The organism is Bacillus sp. FSL K6-1005 (assembly GCF_038000225.1).
In the GTDB taxonomy this organism is placed as follows: Bacteria; Bacillota; Bacilli; order Bacillales; family Bacillaceae; genus Bacillus; species Bacillus mojavensis.
In genome coordinates this window covers 60,895-80,523 of sequence record NZ_JBBOBP010000002.1, presented here as the reverse complement: position 1 = coordinate 80,523, position 19,629 = coordinate 60,895, and the positions used below count along the sequence as shown (strand labels likewise).

The following is a 19,629-nucleotide window of genomic DNA, read 5'->3' as shown; positions in this document are numbered from 1 at the left end:
TGGAACACAAACGGATGGTTAGCCGCGATTTTGTGAAATGGGAAATGGCGTTGTTTATGACAAGCGTGAGGGGGAATTCAATGTTTGGATTTGATGATATGGTGAAGTTTCTGTGGTCTTTCCTCATCGTTCTGCCGCTTGTATCTATTATACATGTTGCCGGGCACAGCTTTATGGCTTTTGTTTTTGGCGGGAAGGGTTCATTGGATATCGGGATGGGCAAAAAACTGTTCAGGATCGGGCCGATACAGGTCAGAACCATTTATTTTATGGATTCGTTTTGTCGGTACGGCGAACTGAAGATCGACAACCGATTCACACACGCACTTGTTTATGCCGGAGGCTGCCTGTTTAACTTAATCACCATTTTCGCAGTGAATTTGCTCATTATACACAGTGTATTGAAGCCAAATGTGTTTTTTTATCAGTTTGTCTACTTTTCTACGTATTATGTGTTTTTTGCCCTGCTGCCGGTCCGTTACTCAGAAAATAAATCATCTGACGGGCTGGCGCTCTACAAGGTGCTCCGTTACGGAGAGCGTTATGAAATCGATAAATAATATTCAAATGTTTACCGCTGCTCAGATCGGGAAGGTAACAAGTACACACATAAATGAAGGGAGAGAATTACACATGGGTAACGATAGTGTAAAAGATAAAATGAAAGGCGGCTTAAATAAAGCCAAGGGAGAAGTGAAGGATAAAGTTGGAGATATGACCGACAAAACGGATATGAAGGCTGAAGGCAAAAAAGATAAGGCAAAAGGCGAGGTCCAAAAAGATATCGGTAAAGCAAAGGATACATTCACAGATAAAAATTAATCAGAGCGGCAAGGCAAGAAACAATGTTTCTTGCCTTTTTTTATGTGAATAAATATGACAAAAAAGACAATCGATTTGGTTAAAGTATCTAAATTTTTTAAATATTCTTTAAAGTAATGCATCTGTTCTATATAATAAATGACATAAGTTGTTAACTTTTATAACATCGGTTGACTCAATCAGACAAAGGAGGTTGTGAATGAAAAGCAAAGGGGTTAGAATACAGGCTTTCTTTCTGATGGTTCTTATCACGATTCTGATCACGGGATGTACGGCGCCGAAAAAAGTGTCGGAAGCCAGCGTGGAGGCGAAAAAAACAGTTGATATTGACACAAGCGGGGATGCAGTGAAGATTGGGATACTTCACTCATTAAGCGGGACAATGGCAATCAGCGAGGTATCCGTTCATGATGCAGAGCTGCTGGCTATTCATGAAATCAACCAAAAAGGCGGCGTTCTCGGCAAAAAGCTTGAACCTGTCGTGGAGGACGGGGCTTCTGACTGGCCTACATATGCCGAAAAAATGAGAAAACTGCTTCAGCAGGACAAAGCGGCGGCTGTTTTCGGAGGATGGACATCAGCGAGCCGCAAAGCGATGCTCCCGGTTGTGGAGCAAAATAACGGGCTGCTGTTCTATCCGGTGCAATACGAAGGCATGGAGTCATCACCAAATATTTTTTATACCGGAGCAACGACAAATCAGCAAATCGTGCCGGCTGTCGATTGGCTGCTGAAGAATAAAGGCAAGACATTCTTTCTGATCGGCTCTGATTATGTGTTTCCGAGAACAGCCAATAAAATCATTAAAGCGCAAGTGAAAGCCGCTGGGGGAGAAATTGTCGGTGAAGAGTATACGCCGCTCGGCCACACGAATTACAGTACGCTGGTCAGCAAAATTAATGAAAAGCAGCCGGATGTTATTTTTAACACATTAAACGGCGACAGCAATGTGGCATTTTTTAAGCAGCTGATAGATGCGGGTGTGACAGCTGATGAAATTCCTGTCATGTCGGCGAGTGTCGCAGAGGAAGAAATTCGGGGGATCGGTCCTGATGTGCTAAAAGGGCATTATGCGGTGTGGAATTACTTCCAGACAACCAATACAAACGAAAATCAGACATTCGTGAAGCATTATAAAAAGATGAACGGCGATAGCCGGGTGACGAGCGATCCGATTGAAGCCGGTTATAATGCGGTGTATCTCTGGGCAGCGGCTGTTGAAAAAGCCAAGTCCTTTGATATCGATAAAGTGAAGAAAGCGGCTGACGGGATTGCATTCAAGGCCCCGGGCGGCACGGTGAAAATCGATGGGGATACACAGCATCTTTACAAAACAGTTAGAATCGGGCAAATCACGGGGGATGGACAGTTTAAAGAAGTATGGAACTCAGGTGATCCGGTAAAACCTGATCCGTATTTAAAAACGTACGACTGGGCAAAGGGGTTATCTAAATAAATCAAAGCCGTTTGCGGGAGAGGAGGCGGAAAATGTCTGTCATCGTAACGCAATTGTTTAACGGAATCAGTCTCGGTTCTATTTTGATTCTCATTGCGATTGGATTGGCCGTTACATTCGGTTTGATGAACATTATCAATATGGCGCACGGTGAGCTGATAATGGCGGGGGCATATACGACATATGTCGTTCAGCAGCTGTTTTTAAGCTATTTGCCGGCTTCTATGTTTTCTTACTATTTTTTAATTGCTATCATCATGGCATTTGCGGTTGCGGCGTTTATTGGAATTGTTATTGAAAAGGTGATTGTCAGGCGGTTGTATGACCGTCCGCTCGACAGCCTTTTGGCAACATGGGGGGTAAGCTTGATCCTGCAGCAGGCGGCCAGATCGATTTTTGGCGCACCAAATGTGGCCGTCAAGTCTCCTGAATGGCTGACGGGAGGAGTAACACTGTTTTCCGTTACCTTTCCGTATAAAAGGCTGTTTATTTTGGCGCTCGTTCTTTTTACACTGGCGCTGCTCGGATTCTATTTGTTTAAAACCTCTGCGGGACGGCGGATGCAGGCTGTTACGCTGAATCGGAGCATGGCATATTGTCTTGGTGTATCTGTGAGAAAAACAGATACATTGGCTTTCGCGCTCGGAAGCGGGCTGGCCGGTATTGCGGGGAGCTCACTCACATTGCTGGGGTCAATCGGGCCTACTCTCGGTTCGTCCTATCTGGTCGATGCTTTTATGATTGTCATTTTAGGAGGTATCGGAAAATTAAAAGGGACGATTATTGGGGCTGTGCTGGTGGGATTACTCAGTACATTTGTGGAGTATTCGGCAAGCGCCACCATAGCCAAGGTTGTGGTGTTTGCGTTTATTATTCTCTTTCTGCAATGGCGGCCTTCGGGTCTCGCAAGCGTCAGAACGAGATTACTTGATTAGGGGGTGCCGGATGAAGCAGTTTTCGCAATTCAGTCCGTATCTTGTGATGTTTGCCCTTTTTATCGCCGCTCCGTTCTTTCTTCAGGAGTTTCGATTGGGGCTGTTGGCGAAGTTTTTATGCTTTGCGATTGTAGCGGTCGGCATTTGCCTCATTTGGGGATATACAGGCATTTTGAGCTTGGGGCACGGCGTCTTTTTCGGATTGGGCGCCTACTGCATGGCGATGTATTTAAAAATAGAAGCCTCACCATCCGGTATTCCTGATTTTATGGAGTGGACGGGAGTCAGCGAACTGCCGTGGATCTGGGCTTTGTTCAGGCATCCTTTTGCTGCAATTGCGGCGGCTGTGGCTGTGCCTGTGCTACTGGCGTTTTTGCTCGGCTATTTTACGTTCCGCAACAATATAAAGGGAGTTTATTTTTCATTGATATCACAGGCAGTCGTCGTTGTGGTGGTCACACTGTTCATCGGCAGCCAAGAAATCACCGGCGGTACCAATGGACTTACCAACTTCTATACGATTTTTCAATATTCTTTGGCTGATCCTGCGTTGAAGCGGATCCTGTATTTTACCACAGTCTTTTTTCTCGGCCTTACTGTTGTAATCGCTTTGTTTCTTACGAGAAGCCGCTTTGGCCGGCTTTTGCAGGCGGTTCGCGAAGGAGAAAACAGGGTGCGTTTTTTTGGTTATCATTCCACTGTTTTTAAAGTGTTTATTTACTGTGTGTCCGCTGCGATGGCGGGAATTGCCGGGATGCTGTTTGTGCTTCAGGACGGGATGATCTCGCCGGAAATGATGGGCATCATCCCTTCAGTGGAAATGGTGCTGTGGGTGGCGATCGGCGGCAGGCACTCTATTTTCGGAGCTGTGCTGGGCGCGCTGTTAACAAACGGCATGAAAAGCTATTTAAGCGAATATTATCCTGACATTTGGCTGTATTTCCTCGGTGCGCTGTTTATGATCGTCGTGCTTTATTTGCCAAAAGGGATTGTCGGACTGTTTGAGAAGCTTGGAACCCGGCTTTCTTTCTCGAAAAAGAAAGGAGCGGATGCATATGAAACCGATACTTATCTGCCGTGACGTGAAGGTTCAGTTTGATGGGTTTTGGGCGCTGCAGGGGGCGGATATCAGTGTGCAGGAACGTGATATTCACTTTTTGATTGGGCCGAATGGCGCCGGGAAAACAACCATGCTGGATATTATTTGCGGGAAAACAAAGCCGCAGTCGGGTGAGGTTGTTTTTCAAGAAACGGCAGAACTGACAAAGGTTCCGGAATATCAGATCGCCAAAATGGGCGTCGCCAGAAAGTTTCAGGCTCCGAGTGTCTTTTCGCAGCTGACCGTGTTTGAAAATATCGAGCTTGCCATGAAGCAGAAAAAAACGATTCTCTCCCTGCTGGTGGCGCGTATGACAAGAGAACAGCGTGACAGGGTGACAGACATCCTGAAGCTAATCGGTTTAGAAGGAAAGCGGGACATAAAAGCCGGCAGCCTGTCACACGGACAGAAACAATGGCTCGAAATCGGCATGCAGCTCGCCATGGAGCCGAAGCTTTTGCTGCTGGATGAACCGATCGCCGGAATGACGGGAAAAGAGCGGGATAAAACCGGGTCTCTCCTTGAGGAAATTGCCAAAACGTGTTCCGTTTTAATTGTGGAGCACGATATGGATTTTGTCCGCTCGTTTTCCAGAAAAGTGACGGTGATGCATGAAGGAAAAGTGCTTTGTGAAGGATCGATGGATGAGATTACAAGCAATGAAGAGGTCGCAGCAGTGTATTTAGGAAGGAGCGGGGCGTCATGATAGCGGTTAGTAATGTGACATCCGGTTACGATCAATCCATGGTTTTGCATAACCTCAGCATGGAAGTCCGCCCTGGGCAGATCGTCGCTGTATTAGGCCGAAACGGAGTTGGGAAATCCACTTTGCTAAAGACGATCATCGGCCTGATCCCGGCCAAACAGGGACAAATTCGTTTTCATCAAACGTTTGTTCAAAACGAAAAGACGGAAAAACGGGCAAGAGCAGGAATAGCGTACGTGCCGCAGGGGAGAGACATCTTTCCCGCTTTAACCGTTCGCGACAATCTTTTGCTCGGAGAAGAACCGCTTCCTAAGAAGGAGCGGAGAGGGCAGATCAAGGAGGAGATTTTTCAGTGGTTTCCTGTTTTGAAGGACATGCTCGACCGTAAAGGCGGCGATTTGAGCGGAGGACAGCAGCAGCAGCTTGCGATTGCCAGAGCGCTGATGGGTAATCCGAAAATGATTTTACTAGATGAACCAATGGAAGGAATTCAGCCCTCAATCGTGGAATTGATTCAAAAAGTTATCATAGAAATTTCCAGAAAAGAAGAGACTGCAGTTGTTTTGGTGGAACACAGCTTAGAGAACGCCTTAACGTGCGCTGACTATCTTTATGTTATGGACAGGGGAACGGTCGTCGCTCACGGAAAGGCTGACGAAGAAACGGCTCGCCGTTTTGAAAGGCATCTCACTGTTTGATCAGCATCCTGTAAAAGGGAGGTGATGGCCCGCCTGCATCGTTCCGGAGATTCATGTAACGCAATCCGCTTTAGAATGACGATAATAAGGAGGACCTAAGATGAAACTGACACCTGTTGAACAAGAGAAATTGCTCATTTTTGCAGCGGGAGAATTAGCCAAGCAGCGAAAGGCGCGCGGCGTTCTGCTCAATTATCCCGAGGCTGCCGCTTATCTCACCTGTTTTATCATGGAAGGCGCGCGCGATGGTAAGGGAGTGGCGGAGCTGATGGAAGCCGGCCGCCATGTATTGACTGAAAAAGATGTCATGGAGGGCGTGCCTGAGATGCTGGACAGCATTCAGGTGGAAGCTACATTCCCTGACGGAGTGAAGCTTGTCACAGTGCATCATCCGATTTCTGCGGAGGTGAAGTCATGAAGCCGGGAGCATTTCAGATTGCTGATGGAACCATCACGATTAACGAAGGCCGCCAGACACGGGAGATAGCGGTGAAAAACACCGGATCACGTTCCGTTCAGGTCGGTTCCCATTTTCATTTTGCGGAAGCCAATGGTGCGCTATCGTTTGACCGCGAACAAGCCATCGGCATGCGTATCGACATTCCGTCAGGCACATCGGTCCGTTTTGAGCCAGGTGAGGAGAAAACGGTCACGCTTGTTGAATTCAGAGGGCGAAAAACAGTAAGAGGACTGAACGGAATGGCCGATACGTATATCGATGAACGCGGCAAAGAAAAAACGTTAGCCAACTTAAAGAAAGCCGGCTGGATGGAAGGTGTCATTCGATGAAAATGTCACGGGAGCAATACGCGGAGCTTTTTGGTCCGACAACGGGCGATAAAATTAGATTGGGCGATACGGACTTATGGATCGAAGTCGAAAAGGACTTCACTGTATATGGTGAAGAAATGATCTTTGGAGGCGGAAAAACGATTCGTGACGGCATGGGCCAAAACGGCAGCATCACAGGAAAAGACGGCGCTTTGGATTTGGTGATCACCAACGTCGTGTTATTGGATTACACAGGCATTGTCAAAGCGGATGTCGGTGTAAAGGACGGCCGGATCGTGGGTGTCGGAAAAAGCGGCAACCCAGATATCATGGATGGAGTCGATCCGCATATGGTCATCGGTGCGGGTACAGAGGTGATTTCCGGGGAAGGCAAAATTTTAACGGCTGGAGGAGTGGATACGCACATCCACTTTATTTGTCCTCAGCAGATGGAAGTTGCACTTTCCTCAGGAGTGACGACTCTTCTTGGAGGCGGAACGGGACCCGCTACAGGAAGCAAAGCGACGACATGTACATCAGGTGCATGGTATATGGCAAGGATGCTGGAAGCGGCCGAGGAATTTCCGATCAATGTCGGCTTCTTGGGAAAAGGGAACGCATCCGATAAAGCGCCGCTGATCGAACAGGTGGAAGCCGGCGCCATCGGCCTGAAGCTTCATGAAGACTGGGGCACGACGCCAAGCGCTATCAAAACGTGTATGGAAGTTGTTGAGGAAGCCGATATTCAAGTCGCAATCCATACGGATACAATCAATGAAGCGGGCTTTCTGGAAAACACGCTTGATGCAATTGGGGAGCGGGTGATTCATACCTATCACATTGAAGGAGCAGGCGGAGGCCATGCCCCGGATATTATGAAGCTCGCCTCTTATGCGAACATTCTGCCGTCATCCACAACGCCGACAATCCCTTACACCGTCAATACGATGGATGAGCACCTTGACATGATGATGGTCTGTCATCATTTAGACGCGAAGGTGCCCGAGGACGTGGCGTTCAGCCATTCCAGAATCAGGGCTGCAACAATTGCGGCAGAGGACATTCTTCATGATATTGGTGCGATCAGCATGACGTCATCGGATTCCCAAGCGATGGGGCGGGTGGGCGAAGTCATTATCCGCACTTGGCAGGTGGCTGACAAAATGAAAAAACAGCGCGGCGCTCTCACTGGAGAAAACGGAAACGATAACGTACGTGCGAAACGCTACATTGCCAAATATACGATTAACCCTGCAATTACTCACGGCCTCAGCCATGAAGTCGGTTCTGTAGAAAAAGGAAAGCTCGCTGACCTTGTCCTGTGGGATCCTGTATTTTTTGGCGTGAAACCGGAATTGGTCTTAAAGGGCGGCATGATAGCACGCGCGCAAATGGGGGATCCAAACGCGTCTATCCCGACTCCGGAGCCTGTGTTCATGCGCCAAATGTATGCTTCGTATGGTAAAGCCAACCGCTCAACCTCCATTACGTTTATGTCCCAGGCGGGCATTGAAAGGGGCGTGGCGGAAAGGTTAGGGCTGGAAAAAAGAATTTCTCCTGTGAAAAACATCCGCAAGCTGAGCAAGCTGGATATGAAATTAAACGCTGCTTTGCCGAAGATTGAAGTCGATCCGAAAACGTATCAGGTCTTTGCTGACGGAGAAGAATTATCCTGCCAGCCTGTCGATTATGTTCCGCTGGGACAACGATATTTTTTATTCTGACAAGACACGGCCGGAGTGCATCCGGCCGTTTTATTGACTAAACGGATGTCCAAGAAGCGCAAATTTAGTGTATATTATATGTTGACAAACGAATTAAATGTAACTATTATAGTTACAACGGTGGTGAAAAAACATGATTAACAGCCGTCTTGCTGTTGCCATTCATATTTTATCGCTCATTTCGATGGATGAAAAAGCGTCTTCGGACATTATCGCTGACAGTGTCAACACCAATCCGGTTGTTGTAAGAAGAATGATCAGCCTGCTGAAAAAGGGCGATATTCTCACATCACGCGCCGGGGTGCCGGGCGCGAGCCTCACAAAAGATCCAGCTGATATTTCTCTTTTAGAAGTATATCGGGCTGTTCAAAACCAAGAGGAACTATTTGCGGTTCATGAAAACCCGAACCCGAAGTGTCCGGTAGGCAAAAAAATTCAGTGCGCACTGGATGAGACATTTGAAAGTGTGCAAAAAGCGATGGAAAATGAGCTGGCAAGCAAGTCATTAAAAGATGTAATGAATCATCTCTTTTGATCAAAAGAGATGACTTCTCACCGTCAACATGTAACTAAAATTGTTACAAATAAGGAGGAAATCAAAAAATGAAAATAGGAATTATCGGTGCAAGCGGAAAAGCGGGAAGTCTGATTTTGAAAGAAGCGAAGGAAAGAGGCCATGAGGTAACAGCCATTGTCCGAAATGCATCTAAAGTGCAAGAGCAGGACACAGCGATTTTGGAGAAAGATGTTTTTGAACTGACAGCGGAAGATCTCAAGCCTTTCGATGCACTCGTGAACGCTTTTGGAGCTGCGCCTGGCCAGGAACATCTTCATGTTGAAGCAGGCAGAACATTAATCAACCTGCTAAAGGATGCAAAACATACAAGATTGTTTGTCGTCGGCGGAGCGGGAAGCCTGTTCGTTGATGAAGCCAAAACAACACGTTTAATGGATACACCGGAATTCCCGAAAGAATATCTTCCGACTGCATCAAATCAAGGAGAGAACCTGAAAGACCTGCAAAAGGCAGACTCTATTTCCTGGACATTCCTCAGCCCGGCGGCGTTTTTTGATGCGGCAGGAAAGCGGACGGGATCTTACCAAAAAGGAAAAGACAATGTGATCGTAAACGCAAAAGGCGACAGTTATATCAGCTATGCCGATTATGCGATTGCTGTTTTGGATGAGCTTGAACATCCGTCACACAAAAATGAACGCTTCACAGTAGTAAGCGAAGCGGAATAACAAGAAAAAACCCGGAGGAAGCTCCGGGTTTTTTACTTAATAGCTGCTGTACGTATCATAATCGTTGAATATGCCGTCAGCGATTCCAAGCATTAGAAAGATGAAGAATGCGATGATCGCCAGGATCGATACAGCGATGCTCACAATTAAATAAATCCCTTGCATCTTTACAAATTTCGCATAGTTCTCCAGCATTAAATCTTCAGATTGCCCGCTATGCTTTTCAGCCATTAAGCCTGCTTCTTTTGCTGACCGCATCAAAAAGATGCCAGAAATGATTTGCAGTACTCCGGGCACTGCGCCGATAAGAAAAAAGAACGCGCCTGAAAGCGCAGTAAAAGCGCCCATAATAATAAATAAAATGCCTGTTGCTTTTCCCCATTTTGAAATACTGATGAGGGTTTTGTTGACCGTTTCCGGATTCATTGACACGGGTCCCCTTTACAAAAAAATACTCACTTTTCTTTTATACACTATTTGTGAGAAGTTTTGTATAAAGAAATAAAAATAGTGAATTTGATTTTGAAGCGGCGTGAATGGAGCTTGGCCTGACGATCCGGAGGTGCAAGCCGCTCTTGATAAATTACATGATCATATTAATGTTTTTTATTAAGATTGCACGCTATATGGGATAGGTCACGCGCGTTTTTACGGGATGCGTGATGATGCCATGCTGAAAAACCCCGGCCATAAAGGCCGGGGGATTGGCACATCTTATAAAATCGGCGACAGCAGCCGTGATACGGATTCCTTAATGCGGATCCATAATGATCGCTGCTGATATTCCTCGTAGGTGTATTTTCTCGATACGAGCAAATCTTCTTTAAATGTAGAAACCAGTTTTTTGGCAATGTTGATATCATAAATAAATGCATTAACCTCAAAATTCAGCCTGAAGCTTCGGACGTCGATATTCGCTGTACCGACTGACGCAATTTCGTCATCCACAACGATTGTTTTCGCGTGGATAAAGCCATTATCGTATATATAGACGGTGGCTCCGGCTTTTAAAAGATCCCCGATATACGAAAGTGTGGCCCAGTATACAAAGGCATGGTCGGGCTTGTTCGGTATCATAATGTTGACATCAATGCCGGACAGGCATGCAATCCTTAATGCATCCAGCAGGCTTGCGTCCGGAATAAAGTAAGGTGTTTGTATCAAAATGCTACGTTTGGCGTTTGAAATCATTTTGATGTAGCCGTTTTTAATTTGTTCCCATTCGGAATCGGGCCCGCTCGTAACAATCTGCATCCCGACATTTCCCTTTGGGCTGCAATCGGGAAAGTGGTTCGGAATATAGGTGAGTGTATGATGATGTGAAGCTTGGTTCCAGTCAAGGATGAATCGTGTCTGAATGGCGTGTACGGCCGTTCCCTGCAATCGAATATGGGTATCGCGCCAATAGCCGAACTTCGGATTGAGACCGAGGTATTCATCCCCGACATTAAACCCACCGACATAACCGGTTATGCCGTCTATGATGACGAGCTTTCGGTGGTTGCGGTAATTCAGCCGAAGGTTAATCGGCCTGAGTTTTGAAGGGAAAAAGACCTCCACATGCCCGCCGGCCTCACGCAGTTTTTTAAAAAACTTTTTGCGTAGCGTTCTGGACCCGAGCTCATCATACAAAACCCTGACCTGCACACCTTCTTTCGCTTTTTGAATGAGAGCGTCCCGCAATTTTTTTCCTAATTCATCACCTTTGTAAATATAATATTGTAGATGGATATGATCCTTTGCCTTTGATATGTCATGTAAAAGCCGCTGGAACTTATCACGTCCGTCTGTAATGACATCAACTGAATTATCCTCTGTAAAGACAGCATGATTATTCATGATGAGCATGTATATTAAATCCTTATTATCAAAGGTTGCCCGGTTGTTGAACTGAAATTGCCTGTTTTCTAATTCTTCAAGCTGATGCTGCAGCAGCTTTTCGATTCCGATTTTCTTGCGATCCTCCCATTGAAACAAATGCTTGCGTCTGAGATTATGACCGAATAATAGGTATAAAATAAAGCCTAAAACGGGTATAAAGAAAAGAACAAGCAGCCAAGCCCATGATGCACTGGCATCGCGCCGTTCTTTGAATATGACAATGATGGCCAAAAGAATATTCAAAATGAAAAAAAGTGATAAAAGGATGGAAGAAATACTCACTTTGTAACCCCGCTAATTCATATTTATCAAGAAGATTGCCATTAGTATTCCATGAATAACAGCAATCTGATTCCCATTACAAAATTATAACACTGACTTTTTAAAAGAATAAAGTGTGTTGATCCAGATTCTTTGTGAAAAACACGGGCAGATTTCTTTAAAACCAGCTTGCACCTGCGTTAAAATAAACTCATATGATAACGTTCGTAAAGCCTTGCAAAATCAAATAAAGGGGGAGAATAAATGAACTTTTACAGAATAGAACAAATGCCGGGGTTCATTAAAACAGAAATGCAAAAAATTCAAAAGGCTGTACAGCCTTTAATGAAGAAAACTGTCATCTACCGTTTTCTTGCTGTTCCGCTTGCTGCATTCTCTCTCTTTAATTTGGCTGTTTTCCTTTTTCATGCTTCAGCAGACAGAGAGTCCTTGATCAGCGCCGGTCTTTTTGCGCTTCTTGCTGCACTTGGATTAGCATTTTTTAAAGAAGCGGGCTATCAGCATAAACAAATCCAAAAGACCGTTCATATTTATATGCTGAACAGAATCAAAAAGAGCGAAATTCTTTCAGAAGAGCGCAAAAACACGTATACGCGCCAGATCAAGGAAGAACCGTTTGCGATGCGGAGCTTTGTAGAGTTTTTGACTGAAGAAGACAGACGCAAGAAAATGCTGTATTAATATAGTAAACGGCACCCTGACTGTTAGCTGATATATCTAACAAACAGGGTGCCGTTTTTTCAATTCATCGAATTCGTGTGAAACAACCGGATATTCATTCTGTGTTTTATATATCTATTGAAGATAACGTAGACATGGCAATTCTTTCTTTTCATCAAATTAGATCTGTGGCCCGTGCCGTATACGATTTCTATGAGCATTATCATGATTCCTTTACATAGAAAAATAGGGGATAAAACTATATAGAATCCCATCCCAGCGGTGTCCCTGCTGAAAGATGTTTCGTTGCTGTTTTTCCGATCATTACATCAAAGTACTTTGGTTCCAAACCATAACCAGGTCGTATCACCTTAATATTTTCTTTGGTGAAAATCTCTCCGGCTTTTATATCGTTTGTTACATAAATAGAGCGGCGAAATTTAAGCGAAGCTTTTTCCTTGTCAGTTGGTCCATAAGTGATCTGTCCTAACGCTTGCCATGCCCTTTCCGTTTCAACGACAAGTTCTTTCAATTCGGGTGGTTCCAGTGAAAAGGCAGAATCTACGCCGCCATCAGCTCTTGATAAAGTGAAGTGTTTCTCAATCACAGTTGCGCCTAAGGCGACACTGGCGACAGCAACTCCTGTTCCCATTGTGTGATCTGATAAGCCAACTTGGCAATTAAATAATTCCTTCATATGAGGAATCGTCGAAATATTGGTGTTTACTGGTGATGCCGGGTAGGTGCTTGTGCATTTTAGAAGGATTAATTCTTTACAGCCTGCTTCCTTGGCAGCCGTTATTGTTTCATCAATTTCTGCTACTGTAGCCATTCCAGTTGAAATGATAATGGGTTTACCTGTTGCAGCCACCTTTTTGATAAGAGGGATATCAGTATTTTCAAATGAGGCTATTTTATATATAGGCACTCCCAGGTCTTCCAAAAAGTCGACAGCCGATTCATCAAATGGCGTACTCAAAGGAATCATTCCAAGCTCCCGGCATTTATCGAAAATGGGTTTATGCCATTCCCATGGGGTGTAAGCCTGCTGATATAATGTATAGAGCGTACTGCCAGACCATAGACTATCGTTATCCTCAATTTTAAAATCTTTTGTATCTATATTTAACGTCATCGTATCAGCGGTATAGGTTTGTATTTTTAATGCGTGTGCACCTGCTTTGGCAGCTGCTTCTATAATGTGAAAAGCACGTTCTAACGATTGATTATGGTTCCCGGACATTTCAGCAATAATAAATGGGGGATGATGCGGGCCAATACTTCTTCCATCTATATTGATTTCGTTCATATTTGCACTCCCTTCTATTCACAGGAATACCGGCCGTAAAACAATAGACTTTGATGTCATCTATATGAAATGATTGGTCAAAGTCTAAAGTTCACTAAAACCTGTATCAATGTCCTTGATATCTATTCCTTTTTCAGACAATTTCTGGATCACTTTCGGCTTTTCTGCAATCCATTCTTCTTTTAAGAGACCATATCTGATTACATCAAGATATTGATGATTTCTTACTATATGGTTTCGAAAATGACCTTCTTTACAAAAACCGAATGTTTGGTGAAATGATAAGCTTCTTTCGTTATTCAAAAGTACTTCTCCGTATACTTTCTCAACACACAACTTTTGAAACGCCCATTCTAACGCTAAAAACCCCATGATAGAGCCAGAGCCTTTTGGACTATCGGGCTCTCCGATATAAAAACCCCAATAGCAGTGGTTATGTTTATCATCAACATCTTTAAAGCTAACAAAGCCAGTTTCTTTATGATCAATTGTAAATATAAAATAATGTTCTGTTTTGGATGTGTTTATTTTCTTGAACCATTGATGATGCTGTTTTTCATTAATTATTTGGTCATGATACATTGATCTTCTGATTCTCTCATCGTTACGCCAACGGAGAACTGTGTCTAAGTCTCTTTCTTTTAATGGTCTAAGGGAATATTTGAACACAGATTTATTCCTTCCTTACTTTAAAATTTCTAATAAGAGGTTCTGGCGATGATCCATATTTTTTTCCAGCAGCAGTCGGGCTTTTCTTGACATTTGTTGGAGTGACAAGGGGTTATTCATCATGTCTTGAATGGCTGAGACGATATCTGATTCCTTGACTGATTCTTTAGGTCCCAGATATTTAATCGCGCCTAATTGATCAAGCGTTTGAGCAATCGATTCTTGATTTTCTGCGACGGTGATGACGATCGCTGGAAGGCCGAGATAGCAGCGCTCCCAAGTAGTCGTTCCGCCCGCACCTATAGCCAGGTCAGCATTGTACATTAATTCTGCAATATGATTCACTTGGCAGTGAAAGTTGCAATAGTCATGGATGTTACAAATGGATTCAATTTCATTCTTATGAGTATTGGTATTTCCAATCACGATATCAAGCTCAATATCATGGGGGGAAAGCTGCTGAAAGGCTTTCATCACCTTTTTCGTTTCATTAGTGGGATCACTGCCTCCAAAAAAGACAAGAATCTTTTTTACACGTCCATCGCGGTTTATGTGATGGGGTAAAAATGAATAAAACTCGTCTCGCAATAAGACATATTCTGGTCCTAAGTATTGTTTGCAGCTTTCGGGGACTAGATTGACATAACGATCTTTATAATGATGATAAAGATTCTGATCCAATAATATATCACAATCATGTAGACGATCAGCCAAGTCATCAATCACCATCATTCTTTTCACATGTTTTTTCACATTCATCTCCCAATTGATATCAATTGCGTAGTGATCAATGATAAGGAGGGAGATGTCCTTGTTCATGTCTTTTATCGCGCTAATGGTTTCAGCTGCGTCAACATACCAAGGGACACCAAGCCAATTAGAATGCGGAGTTGTTTTAGGAATAAAAACATTCTTTTTAGGTTCTGGCAGCATAATGAGATCAAACTGTTTCTCTCGGATGACCTCCGCTAGATGACCTTGTAAGTCTCGGCAAATAAAGATAATATTTGCCCCCTTTTTGCGCAACGCATGAGCAAGCGTGAGGCATCTCATGACATGACCTGTTCCTATTTCAATTGAAGCATCTGTTCTGAAAAGGATGTTCATCACAGCACCTCAATCACTTGGATTTATTGTCGGCTTCATTGATGATTTCTTTTTGTTCTATCCGGGCATTGAGCAATGACCATTCTGGAAACTCGTTCAATAATGTTAGGGTATCCTCTAGGCTGAAGTCAGGTTTAGTTGGGTAAAGTTTTTCAATAATGTTTTTGATTAATAAAAAATCCTCTTGCGTATCTACAGTCCATCTATGCTGTTTCTGATTTTCGGTATAGGTGATATTAGCTAAGCTGAATCGATCTGGATTCAGGTAAATAAAGGGTGTAACATGTTCCCGTTCGTAGTCAAGGGTGGACTCGTGATAAGCTTTCTCTAACGAAGAAGCTGAAAAAACCTCTATATCCATTCCGCGGGGATACGTTCGCTGTAAGGTGTTAGACACATAATCATATTGGCCCTTTGAATCCAGGTAACATTTTATTACCTTATCAATCACACGATAATCAATAATAGGGCAGTCAGAGGTTAGTCGGACGACATTTTCCGCGTTGCTTATTTTTGCTGCTTCGTAGTACCTTGATAAAACATCGGTTTCTGACCCGCAATAATAAGTAAGAGACAATCTCTTACTTAACTCAACAATGGGTTGATCTATCGCATTTGTAGTCGTGGCGATCACAATATCATCAATAAGTGCTGCTCTTTTGATTCTTTCAATTTGATATTCCAGCAAAGGCCTATTCAACACTTTTTTCAACACTTTACCCGGCAATCGGCTGGAGCCCATCCGTGCTTGGATAATAGCCGTTACTTTCACCTAACCACCTCCTACGAATAATAATTCACTACTTTCTTTAGTGCTTTTATAACATCGTCTGCATCTTTTTCGTTCATCGATTGAAACAGAGGCAAGGTGATCATTCCTTTATACAGCTTTTCGGCATTTGGGCATAAGCCCTCTTGATAACCTAAACGTTGATAATAAGGGTGTAAATAAACAGGTATATAGTGGACGTTAACACCTATATTTTCTTTTTGCATAGCGTTGAAAATATCATCGCGATTTCCTTTAAGCGAATCTAGCTTTAAGTCAATGACGTAAAGGTGCCAGCTGGAAGTTGAGGCTGCATCTTGAATTGGGAGATGAATGTGGGAGATTGTTTTTAATTTTTCGTTGTAGATCCTGGCAAGATGTCTTCGTTTTTCAATAAAATCATCTAATTTTTGCAATTGGCTGATGCCTAATGAAGCTTGGATATCTGTCATCCGATAATTGAATCCAAGAAAGTGCATTTCATAGTACCACGATCCATGGTTTTGGCTTAGCTTTTTAGGGTCGCGGGTAATTCCGTGACTGCGGAATTGGAGCAGCTTCTCATAATATTCTCTATTATTAGTTGTTATCATTCCGCCTTCGCCGGTTGTAATATGTTTAACAGGGTGGAAACTAAACATCGTCATATCACTGATTGAACCGATTGTTTGCCCTTTATACGAAGCGCCTAATGCATGGGCAGCATCTTCAATAACGATCAAGTTATGGGCTTTTGCAATTTTTTGAATCTGATCATGATTCACCGGCTGTCCTGTAAAATCTACCGGTATAATAGCCTTTGTTTTTGGAGTGATCAGCTTTTCAATGGAATCAGGGTCAATATTGTATGTGTGCGGATCAATATCTGCGAAAACCGGTTTGGCTCCCATGTACAAAATGCAATTGGCACTTGCCGCAAATGTGATGGGTGTCGTAATGACTTCGTCTCCCTGTGAAATTCCCGCAGCAAAGCAAGCCGCATGTAAAGCAGCTGTTCCGCTGGAAAATGCAACAGCATAGCGGCTGCCAACATAGTCTGCGACTTTTTCTTCGAATAAGTCGATTGCTGGTCCCGTCGTCAAATAGTCTCCCCGTAAAACGTCAACTACTGATTGTATATCATCTTCATCTAACCATTGCCTGCCGTATGGAAGATATGAATCTCTGACAGGCTTACCGCCTGTCATTGCTAATTTATTCTCACTGGTCATTTTCATTCTCCTATTAAATGAGATTCGTACTCTTAATCCATTCTTCTGTTTTTCTTATTCCTTCTTCCAAACTGACCTGCGGGCTCCAATTAAGAATTTTTTTTGCTTTTTCGTAGTTACATAACAGCTTTGGAATTTCACTTTGAGGATGTATATGCTCTACATGGTGAATGTTTTGTTTATCGCCTGCAATTAATTCTGCTAATTCATTAATCGATATATCTCTTCCAAGGCCTGCGTTTATAATTTCACCGTTTGCTTTTTGGGAATAACCAGCCTGCACGACGAAATCAGCACAATCCTCTACATATAAAAGATCACGGGTTTGTGTGCCGTCACCATATATATGCAGCTTTTTACCGTCCAATTTGTTTTTTATAAAAATAGCAACTACTCCGCCTTCACCGCCTGTTTTTTGGTAAGGCCCATACGTATTAAACGGACGTATAACAACCGCAGGGAGACCGTATGCGTGATAATAGGAGAGCACCATATTTTCAGCCGCGATTTTTGACCCGGCATAAGGTGAAGCGGGTTTAATAGGATCTGTTTCTTTAATACCTTCAGCAAATGCAGCTCGGTCATATACCATGCAGGTACTCATAAAAACAACTTTTACATTATGCTGCTTACATAATTCTAAAATGTTAAAAGTACCGATTGTGTCATTTTCAAATGTGGTTTTCGGATCGTCGATGCTATCTTGTACGTTGATGCTTGCACCTAAATGGTAGCAAATATCAAATTTTGTCGAGAAAAGATCCTCTAATGTTTTTACATCCTTTATATCTCCATGGATAAATTCGATAAAACCAGGGTCGTTTTTCAGGTCTTCTATATTTTCTAAACGCCCGTTCGATAAATCATCCAATACCCATACTTGATGACGGTCTTCTAATAATTTTTTCACAACCCATCTGCCGATAAAACCTGCTCCTCCAGTGACGAGAACTTTCATGATCATCTTCCTTCCCGAATTAAAGTAATGTTTGCGATTTTAATAATGCAAGGACCTCTTCTTTTGAAATTTGCTTTTGGTCATTTGAACTATAAGTCCCTTCAGTTGCTTTTTTCGCTTGGGTATAATGATTTTTCTCCCCATAAGTTGAAGGGATAACAAACATGTCAGGCAGCTCCAAAGCCATTGTCGACTCGTCATAAGTCATCAGTTCTTCATACATTTTTTCTCCGGGCCGCAGCCCGATTTCTTGTATTTCTATTTCATCAATATTCATATTCTGTTTTTTGCTCGTTTCTTCAACGACGACTGACACTAAGTCATGCAGTGATATGACAGGCATTTTTAATATGAAGATTTCGCCGCCCTGGGATTCCTTTAGTGCACCAATTAATAAAGATGTCGCTTGATCCAGTGTCATCATAAAGCGATTCATCTTTAAATCCGTAACAGTCACCTTTTTTTGCGTTAAGATTTGTTCTATAAACAAGGGAACCACGGAACCCCTTGAACCAATTACATTTCCAAACCGAACACAAGAAAAAACCGTCGAAGCTTTTCCCTTACTGTATTCTGCTGCAGAAATTAATCTTTCAGCTGTGAGTTTTGTTGCTCCATATGCATTTGTTGGTGATATTGCTTTATCTGAACTTGTAAAAACTACTTTTTTTACGTTTTGGGCAACTGCCGCTTTAATGACATTATTGGTTCCTATAATATTGGTGAGGACTGCTTCATAGGGATTGTATTCGCAAGCAGGAACATGCTTCATGGCAGCAGTATGGAAGACGTAGTCAATGCTGTCCATAGCATTTAACACCCGGTCATAATCTCGCACATCTCCTATTAAAAATCTAATATCCTTTCTGGGACCGATTTCATTTTCCAACATAAATTGTTTATATTCATCTCTGCTAAATATACGAACAACCTTTGGCTGATCCTTAAGAATTTGTTTTAGAAGACTTTTTCCAATCGTACCTGTTCCGCCAATTATGAGTATTTTTTTATCTTTGAAAAACACAAGTATATCCACTTCCTTTTTCTTAAATGGATGAAAAAATGTCGGTTATTGAAGTATATGCTTGTTACAAAACTCTGTGTTTGCTCTAGCCTAATCGATTCAACTATTATTTTTAAAAAACCATAAAACATAGAGAGTACATCTGCGGGGCGGTGGGGGAATAGCTGCTTAATGATCTAGATAGAAACAAATATTTTGTATGAGAAATCATATAACTGTCTGTGTCCTGCGATGTAAATGGAGAGATTGCAATGGAAAGTGTCCTGATTTTTTCTAACATATAAGATAGGGATGCTATACAAA

22 protein-coding genes are annotated in these 19,629 nt (G+C 43.1%); 13 read left to right on the top strand and 9 right to left on the bottom strand.

The genetic code is table 11. From position 1 onward, the window contains the following. Positions 1-80 precede the first annotated feature (80 nt). The 12 genes from NST16_RS20340 (at position 81) to NST16_RS20285 (ending at position 9,456) form a co-directional block, all read left to right on the top strand. Positions 81-560, top strand: coding sequence for a hypothetical protein (locus NST16_RS20340; protein ID WP_010332216.1), 480 nt, complete (start codon positions 81-83; stop codon positions 558-560). 73 nt (positions 561-633) lie between these two features. Then, positions 634-822 carry a CsbD family protein gene (locus NST16_RS20335; protein WP_026014623.1) on the top strand — a complete coding sequence of 63 codons (189 nt, stop codon included), beginning with the start codon at positions 634-636 and terminating at the stop codon, positions 820-822. A gap of 199 nt (positions 823-1,021) precedes the next feature. Then, positions 1,022-2,278: an urea ABC transporter substrate-binding protein gene (urtA, locus tag NST16_RS20330; protein ID WP_340888547.1), complete on the top strand. Its 1,257-nt coding sequence runs from the start codon at positions 1,022-1,024 to the stop codon at positions 2,276-2,278. Between the two features lie 32 nt (positions 2,279-2,310). Continuing rightward, a complete protein-coding gene (gene urtB / locus NST16_RS20325; RefSeq protein ID WP_340888544.1) occupies positions 2,311-3,213 on the top strand; it encodes an urea ABC transporter permease subunit UrtB in 903 nt (300 codons plus the stop codon). A gap of 10 nt (positions 3,214-3,223) precedes the next feature. Further along, positions 3,224-4,294, top strand: coding sequence for an urea ABC transporter permease subunit UrtC (gene urtC, locus NST16_RS20320; RefSeq protein WP_340888542.1), 1,071 nt, complete (start codon positions 3,224-3,226; stop codon positions 4,292-4,294). After that, positions 4,269-5,018, top strand: coding sequence for an urea ABC transporter ATP-binding protein UrtD (gene urtD / locus NST16_RS20315; protein ID WP_340888540.1), 750 nt, complete (start codon positions 4,269-4,271; stop codon positions 5,016-5,018). The genes urtC and urtD overlap by 26 nt, the downstream gene beginning before the upstream one ends. Next, complete coding sequence (gene urtE, locus NST16_RS20310; RefSeq protein ID WP_010332210.1) at positions 5,015-5,716, top strand: urea ABC transporter ATP-binding subunit UrtE; 702 nt, start codon at positions 5,015-5,017, stop codon at positions 5,714-5,716. The genes urtD and urtE overlap by 4 nt, the downstream gene beginning before the upstream one ends. 100 nt (positions 5,717-5,816) lie before the next feature. Then, positions 5,817-6,134, top strand: a complete 318-nt coding sequence (ureA, locus tag NST16_RS20305) for an urease subunit gamma (protein ID WP_010332209.1) — start codon at positions 5,817-5,819, stop codon at positions 6,132-6,134. Continuing rightward, positions 6,131-6,505, top strand: coding sequence for an urease subunit beta (gene ureB / locus NST16_RS20300; RefSeq protein ID WP_340888537.1), 375 nt, complete (start codon positions 6,131-6,133; stop codon positions 6,503-6,505). The genes ureA and ureB overlap by 4 nt, the downstream gene beginning before the upstream one ends. Further along, positions 6,502-8,211, top strand: a complete 1,710-nt coding sequence (ureC, locus tag NST16_RS20295) for an urease subunit alpha (protein ID WP_010332207.1) — start codon at positions 6,502-6,504, stop codon at positions 8,209-8,211. The genes ureB and ureC overlap by 4 nt, the downstream gene beginning before the upstream one ends. Positions 8,212-8,344: 133 nt before the next feature. Beyond that, the gene (locus NST16_RS20290; protein ID WP_010332206.1) at positions 8,345-8,746 is read left to right on the top strand and encodes an Rrf2 family transcriptional regulator; all 402 of its coding nucleotides are present in this window, start codon (positions 8,345-8,347) and stop codon (positions 8,744-8,746) included. A 68-nt stretch (positions 8,747-8,814) separates the two neighbouring features. Then, complete coding sequence (locus NST16_RS20285) at positions 8,815-9,456, top strand: NAD(P)-dependent oxidoreductase (protein WP_229149836.1); 642 nt, start codon at positions 8,815-8,817, stop codon at positions 9,454-9,456. A 36-nt stretch (positions 9,457-9,492) separates the two neighbouring features. Here the strand turns inward: NST16_RS20285 and NST16_RS20280 are convergent, their stop codons facing one another. Beyond that, positions 9,493-9,882, bottom strand: coding sequence for a DUF5362 family protein (locus tag NST16_RS20280; protein ID WP_168748956.1), 390 nt, complete (start codon positions 9,880-9,882; stop codon positions 9,493-9,495). A gap of 288 nt (positions 9,883-10,170) precedes the next feature. Then, the gene (gene cls, locus NST16_RS20275; protein ID WP_010332203.1) at positions 10,171-11,619 is read right to left on the bottom strand and encodes a cardiolipin synthase; all 1,449 of its coding nucleotides are present in this window, start codon (positions 11,617-11,619) and stop codon (positions 10,171-10,173) included. Positions 11,620-11,862: 243 nt separating this feature from the next. Here cls and NST16_RS20270 point away from each other — a divergent pair, with 243 nt between their 5' ends. After that, positions 11,863-12,300 (top strand): DUF5392 family protein, encoded by a 438-nt coding sequence (locus NST16_RS20270; protein WP_010332202.1) that lies wholly within the window; start codon positions 11,863-11,865, stop codon positions 12,298-12,300. 238 nt (positions 12,301-12,538) lie between these two features. On the opposite strand, the gene pseI is transcribed toward NST16_RS20270, so the two are convergent. The 7 genes from pseI to NST16_RS20235 form a co-directional block, all read right to left on the bottom strand. Then, a complete protein-coding gene (gene pseI / locus NST16_RS20265) occupies positions 12,539-13,588 on the bottom strand; it encodes a pseudaminic acid synthase (RefSeq protein ID WP_010332201.1) in 1,050 nt (349 codons plus the stop codon). Positions 13,589-13,672: 84 nt separating this feature from the next. Continuing rightward, positions 13,673-14,257 carry a UDP-4-amino-4,6-dideoxy-N-acetyl-beta-L-altrosamine N-acetyltransferase gene (gene pseH, locus NST16_RS20260; protein ID WP_268504438.1) on the bottom strand — a complete coding sequence of 195 codons (585 nt, stop codon included), beginning with the start codon at positions 14,255-14,257 and terminating at the stop codon, positions 13,673-13,675. Positions 14,258-14,272: 15 nt separating this feature from the next. Further along, positions 14,273-15,364, bottom strand: coding sequence for a UDP-2,4-diacetamido-2,4,6-trideoxy-beta-L-altropyranose hydrolase (gene pseG, locus NST16_RS20255; RefSeq protein ID WP_340888531.1), 1,092 nt, complete (start codon positions 15,362-15,364; stop codon positions 14,273-14,275). 13 nt (positions 15,365-15,377) lie between these two features. Then, positions 15,378-16,136: a glycosyltransferase family protein gene (locus NST16_RS20250; protein ID WP_326331929.1), complete on the bottom strand. Its 759-nt coding sequence runs from the start codon at positions 16,134-16,136 to the stop codon at positions 15,378-15,380. 11 nt (positions 16,137-16,147) lie between these two features. Continuing rightward, on the bottom strand, positions 16,148-17,344 hold the full coding sequence (gene pseC, locus NST16_RS20245) for a UDP-4-amino-4,6-dideoxy-N-acetyl-beta-L-altrosamine transaminase (RefSeq protein WP_326331930.1): 1,197 nt from the start codon (positions 17,342-17,344) through the stop codon (positions 16,148-16,150). A gap of 13 nt (positions 17,345-17,357) precedes the next feature. Next, a complete protein-coding gene (locus NST16_RS20240) occupies positions 17,358-18,302 on the bottom strand; it encodes a dTDP-glucose 4,6-dehydratase (protein ID WP_010332196.1) in 945 nt (314 codons plus the stop codon). A 19-nt stretch (positions 18,303-18,321) separates the two neighbouring features. Beyond that, the gene (locus tag NST16_RS20235; RefSeq protein WP_340888528.1) at positions 18,322-19,326 is read right to left on the bottom strand and encodes an SDR family NAD(P)-dependent oxidoreductase; all 1,005 of its coding nucleotides are present in this window, start codon (positions 19,324-19,326) and stop codon (positions 18,322-18,324) included. Positions 19,327-19,629 lie beyond the last annotated feature (303 nt).

Coding starts and splice junctions, on each gene's coding strand:
- NST16_RS20340 (WP_010332216.1), top strand. CDS start 81: ATGTTTGGATTTGATGATATGGTGAAGTTTCTGTGGTCTTTCCTCATC.
- NST16_RS20240 (WP_010332196.1), bottom strand. CDS start 18,302: ATGAAAGTTCTCGTCACTGGAGGAGCAGGTTTTATCGGCAGATGGGTT.
- urtA (WP_340888547.1), top strand. CDS start 1,022: ATGAAAAGCAAAGGGGTTAGAATACAGGCTTTCTTTCTGATGGTTCTT.
- pseC (WP_326331930.1), bottom strand. CDS start 17,344: ATGACCAGTGAGAATAAATTAGCAATGACAGGCGGTAAGCCTGTCAGA.
- ureC (WP_010332207.1), top strand. CDS start 6,502: ATGAAAATGTCACGGGAGCAATACGCGGAGCTTTTTGGTCCGACAACG.
- ureA (WP_010332209.1), top strand. CDS start 5,817: ATGAAACTGACACCTGTTGAACAAGAGAAATTGCTCATTTTTGCAGCG.
- NST16_RS20270 (WP_010332202.1), top strand. CDS start 11,863: ATGAACTTTTACAGAATAGAACAAATGCCGGGGTTCATTAAAACAGAA.
- NST16_RS20280 (WP_168748956.1), bottom strand. CDS start 9,882: ATGAATCCGGAAACGGTCAACAAAACCCTCATCAGTATTTCAAAATGG.
- pseI (WP_010332201.1), bottom strand. CDS start 13,588: ATGAACGAAATCAATATAGATGGAAGAAGTATTGGCCCGCATCATCCC.
- NST16_RS20290 (WP_010332206.1), top strand. CDS start 8,345: ATGATTAACAGCCGTCTTGCTGTTGCCATTCATATTTTATCGCTCATT.
- NST16_RS20285 (WP_229149836.1), top strand. CDS start 8,815: ATGAAAATAGGAATTATCGGTGCAAGCGGAAAAGCGGGAAGTCTGATT.
- urtD (WP_340888540.1), top strand. CDS start 4,269: ATGAAACCGATACTTATCTGCCGTGACGTGAAGGTTCAGTTTGATGGG.
- urtB (WP_340888544.1), top strand. CDS start 2,311: ATGTCTGTCATCGTAACGCAATTGTTTAACGGAATCAGTCTCGGTTCT.
- urtC (WP_340888542.1), top strand. CDS start 3,224: ATGAAGCAGTTTTCGCAATTCAGTCCGTATCTTGTGATGTTTGCCCTT.
- pseG (WP_340888531.1), bottom strand. CDS start 15,364: ATGAACATCCTTTTCAGAACAGATGCTTCAATTGAAATAGGAACAGGT.
- urtE (WP_010332210.1), top strand. CDS start 5,015: ATGATAGCGGTTAGTAATGTGACATCCGGTTACGATCAATCCATGGTT.
- NST16_RS20335 (WP_026014623.1), top strand. CDS start 634: ATGGGTAACGATAGTGTAAAAGATAAAATGAAAGGCGGCTTAAATAAA.
- ureB (WP_340888537.1), top strand. CDS start 6,131: ATGAAGCCGGGAGCATTTCAGATTGCTGATGGAACCATCACGATTAAC.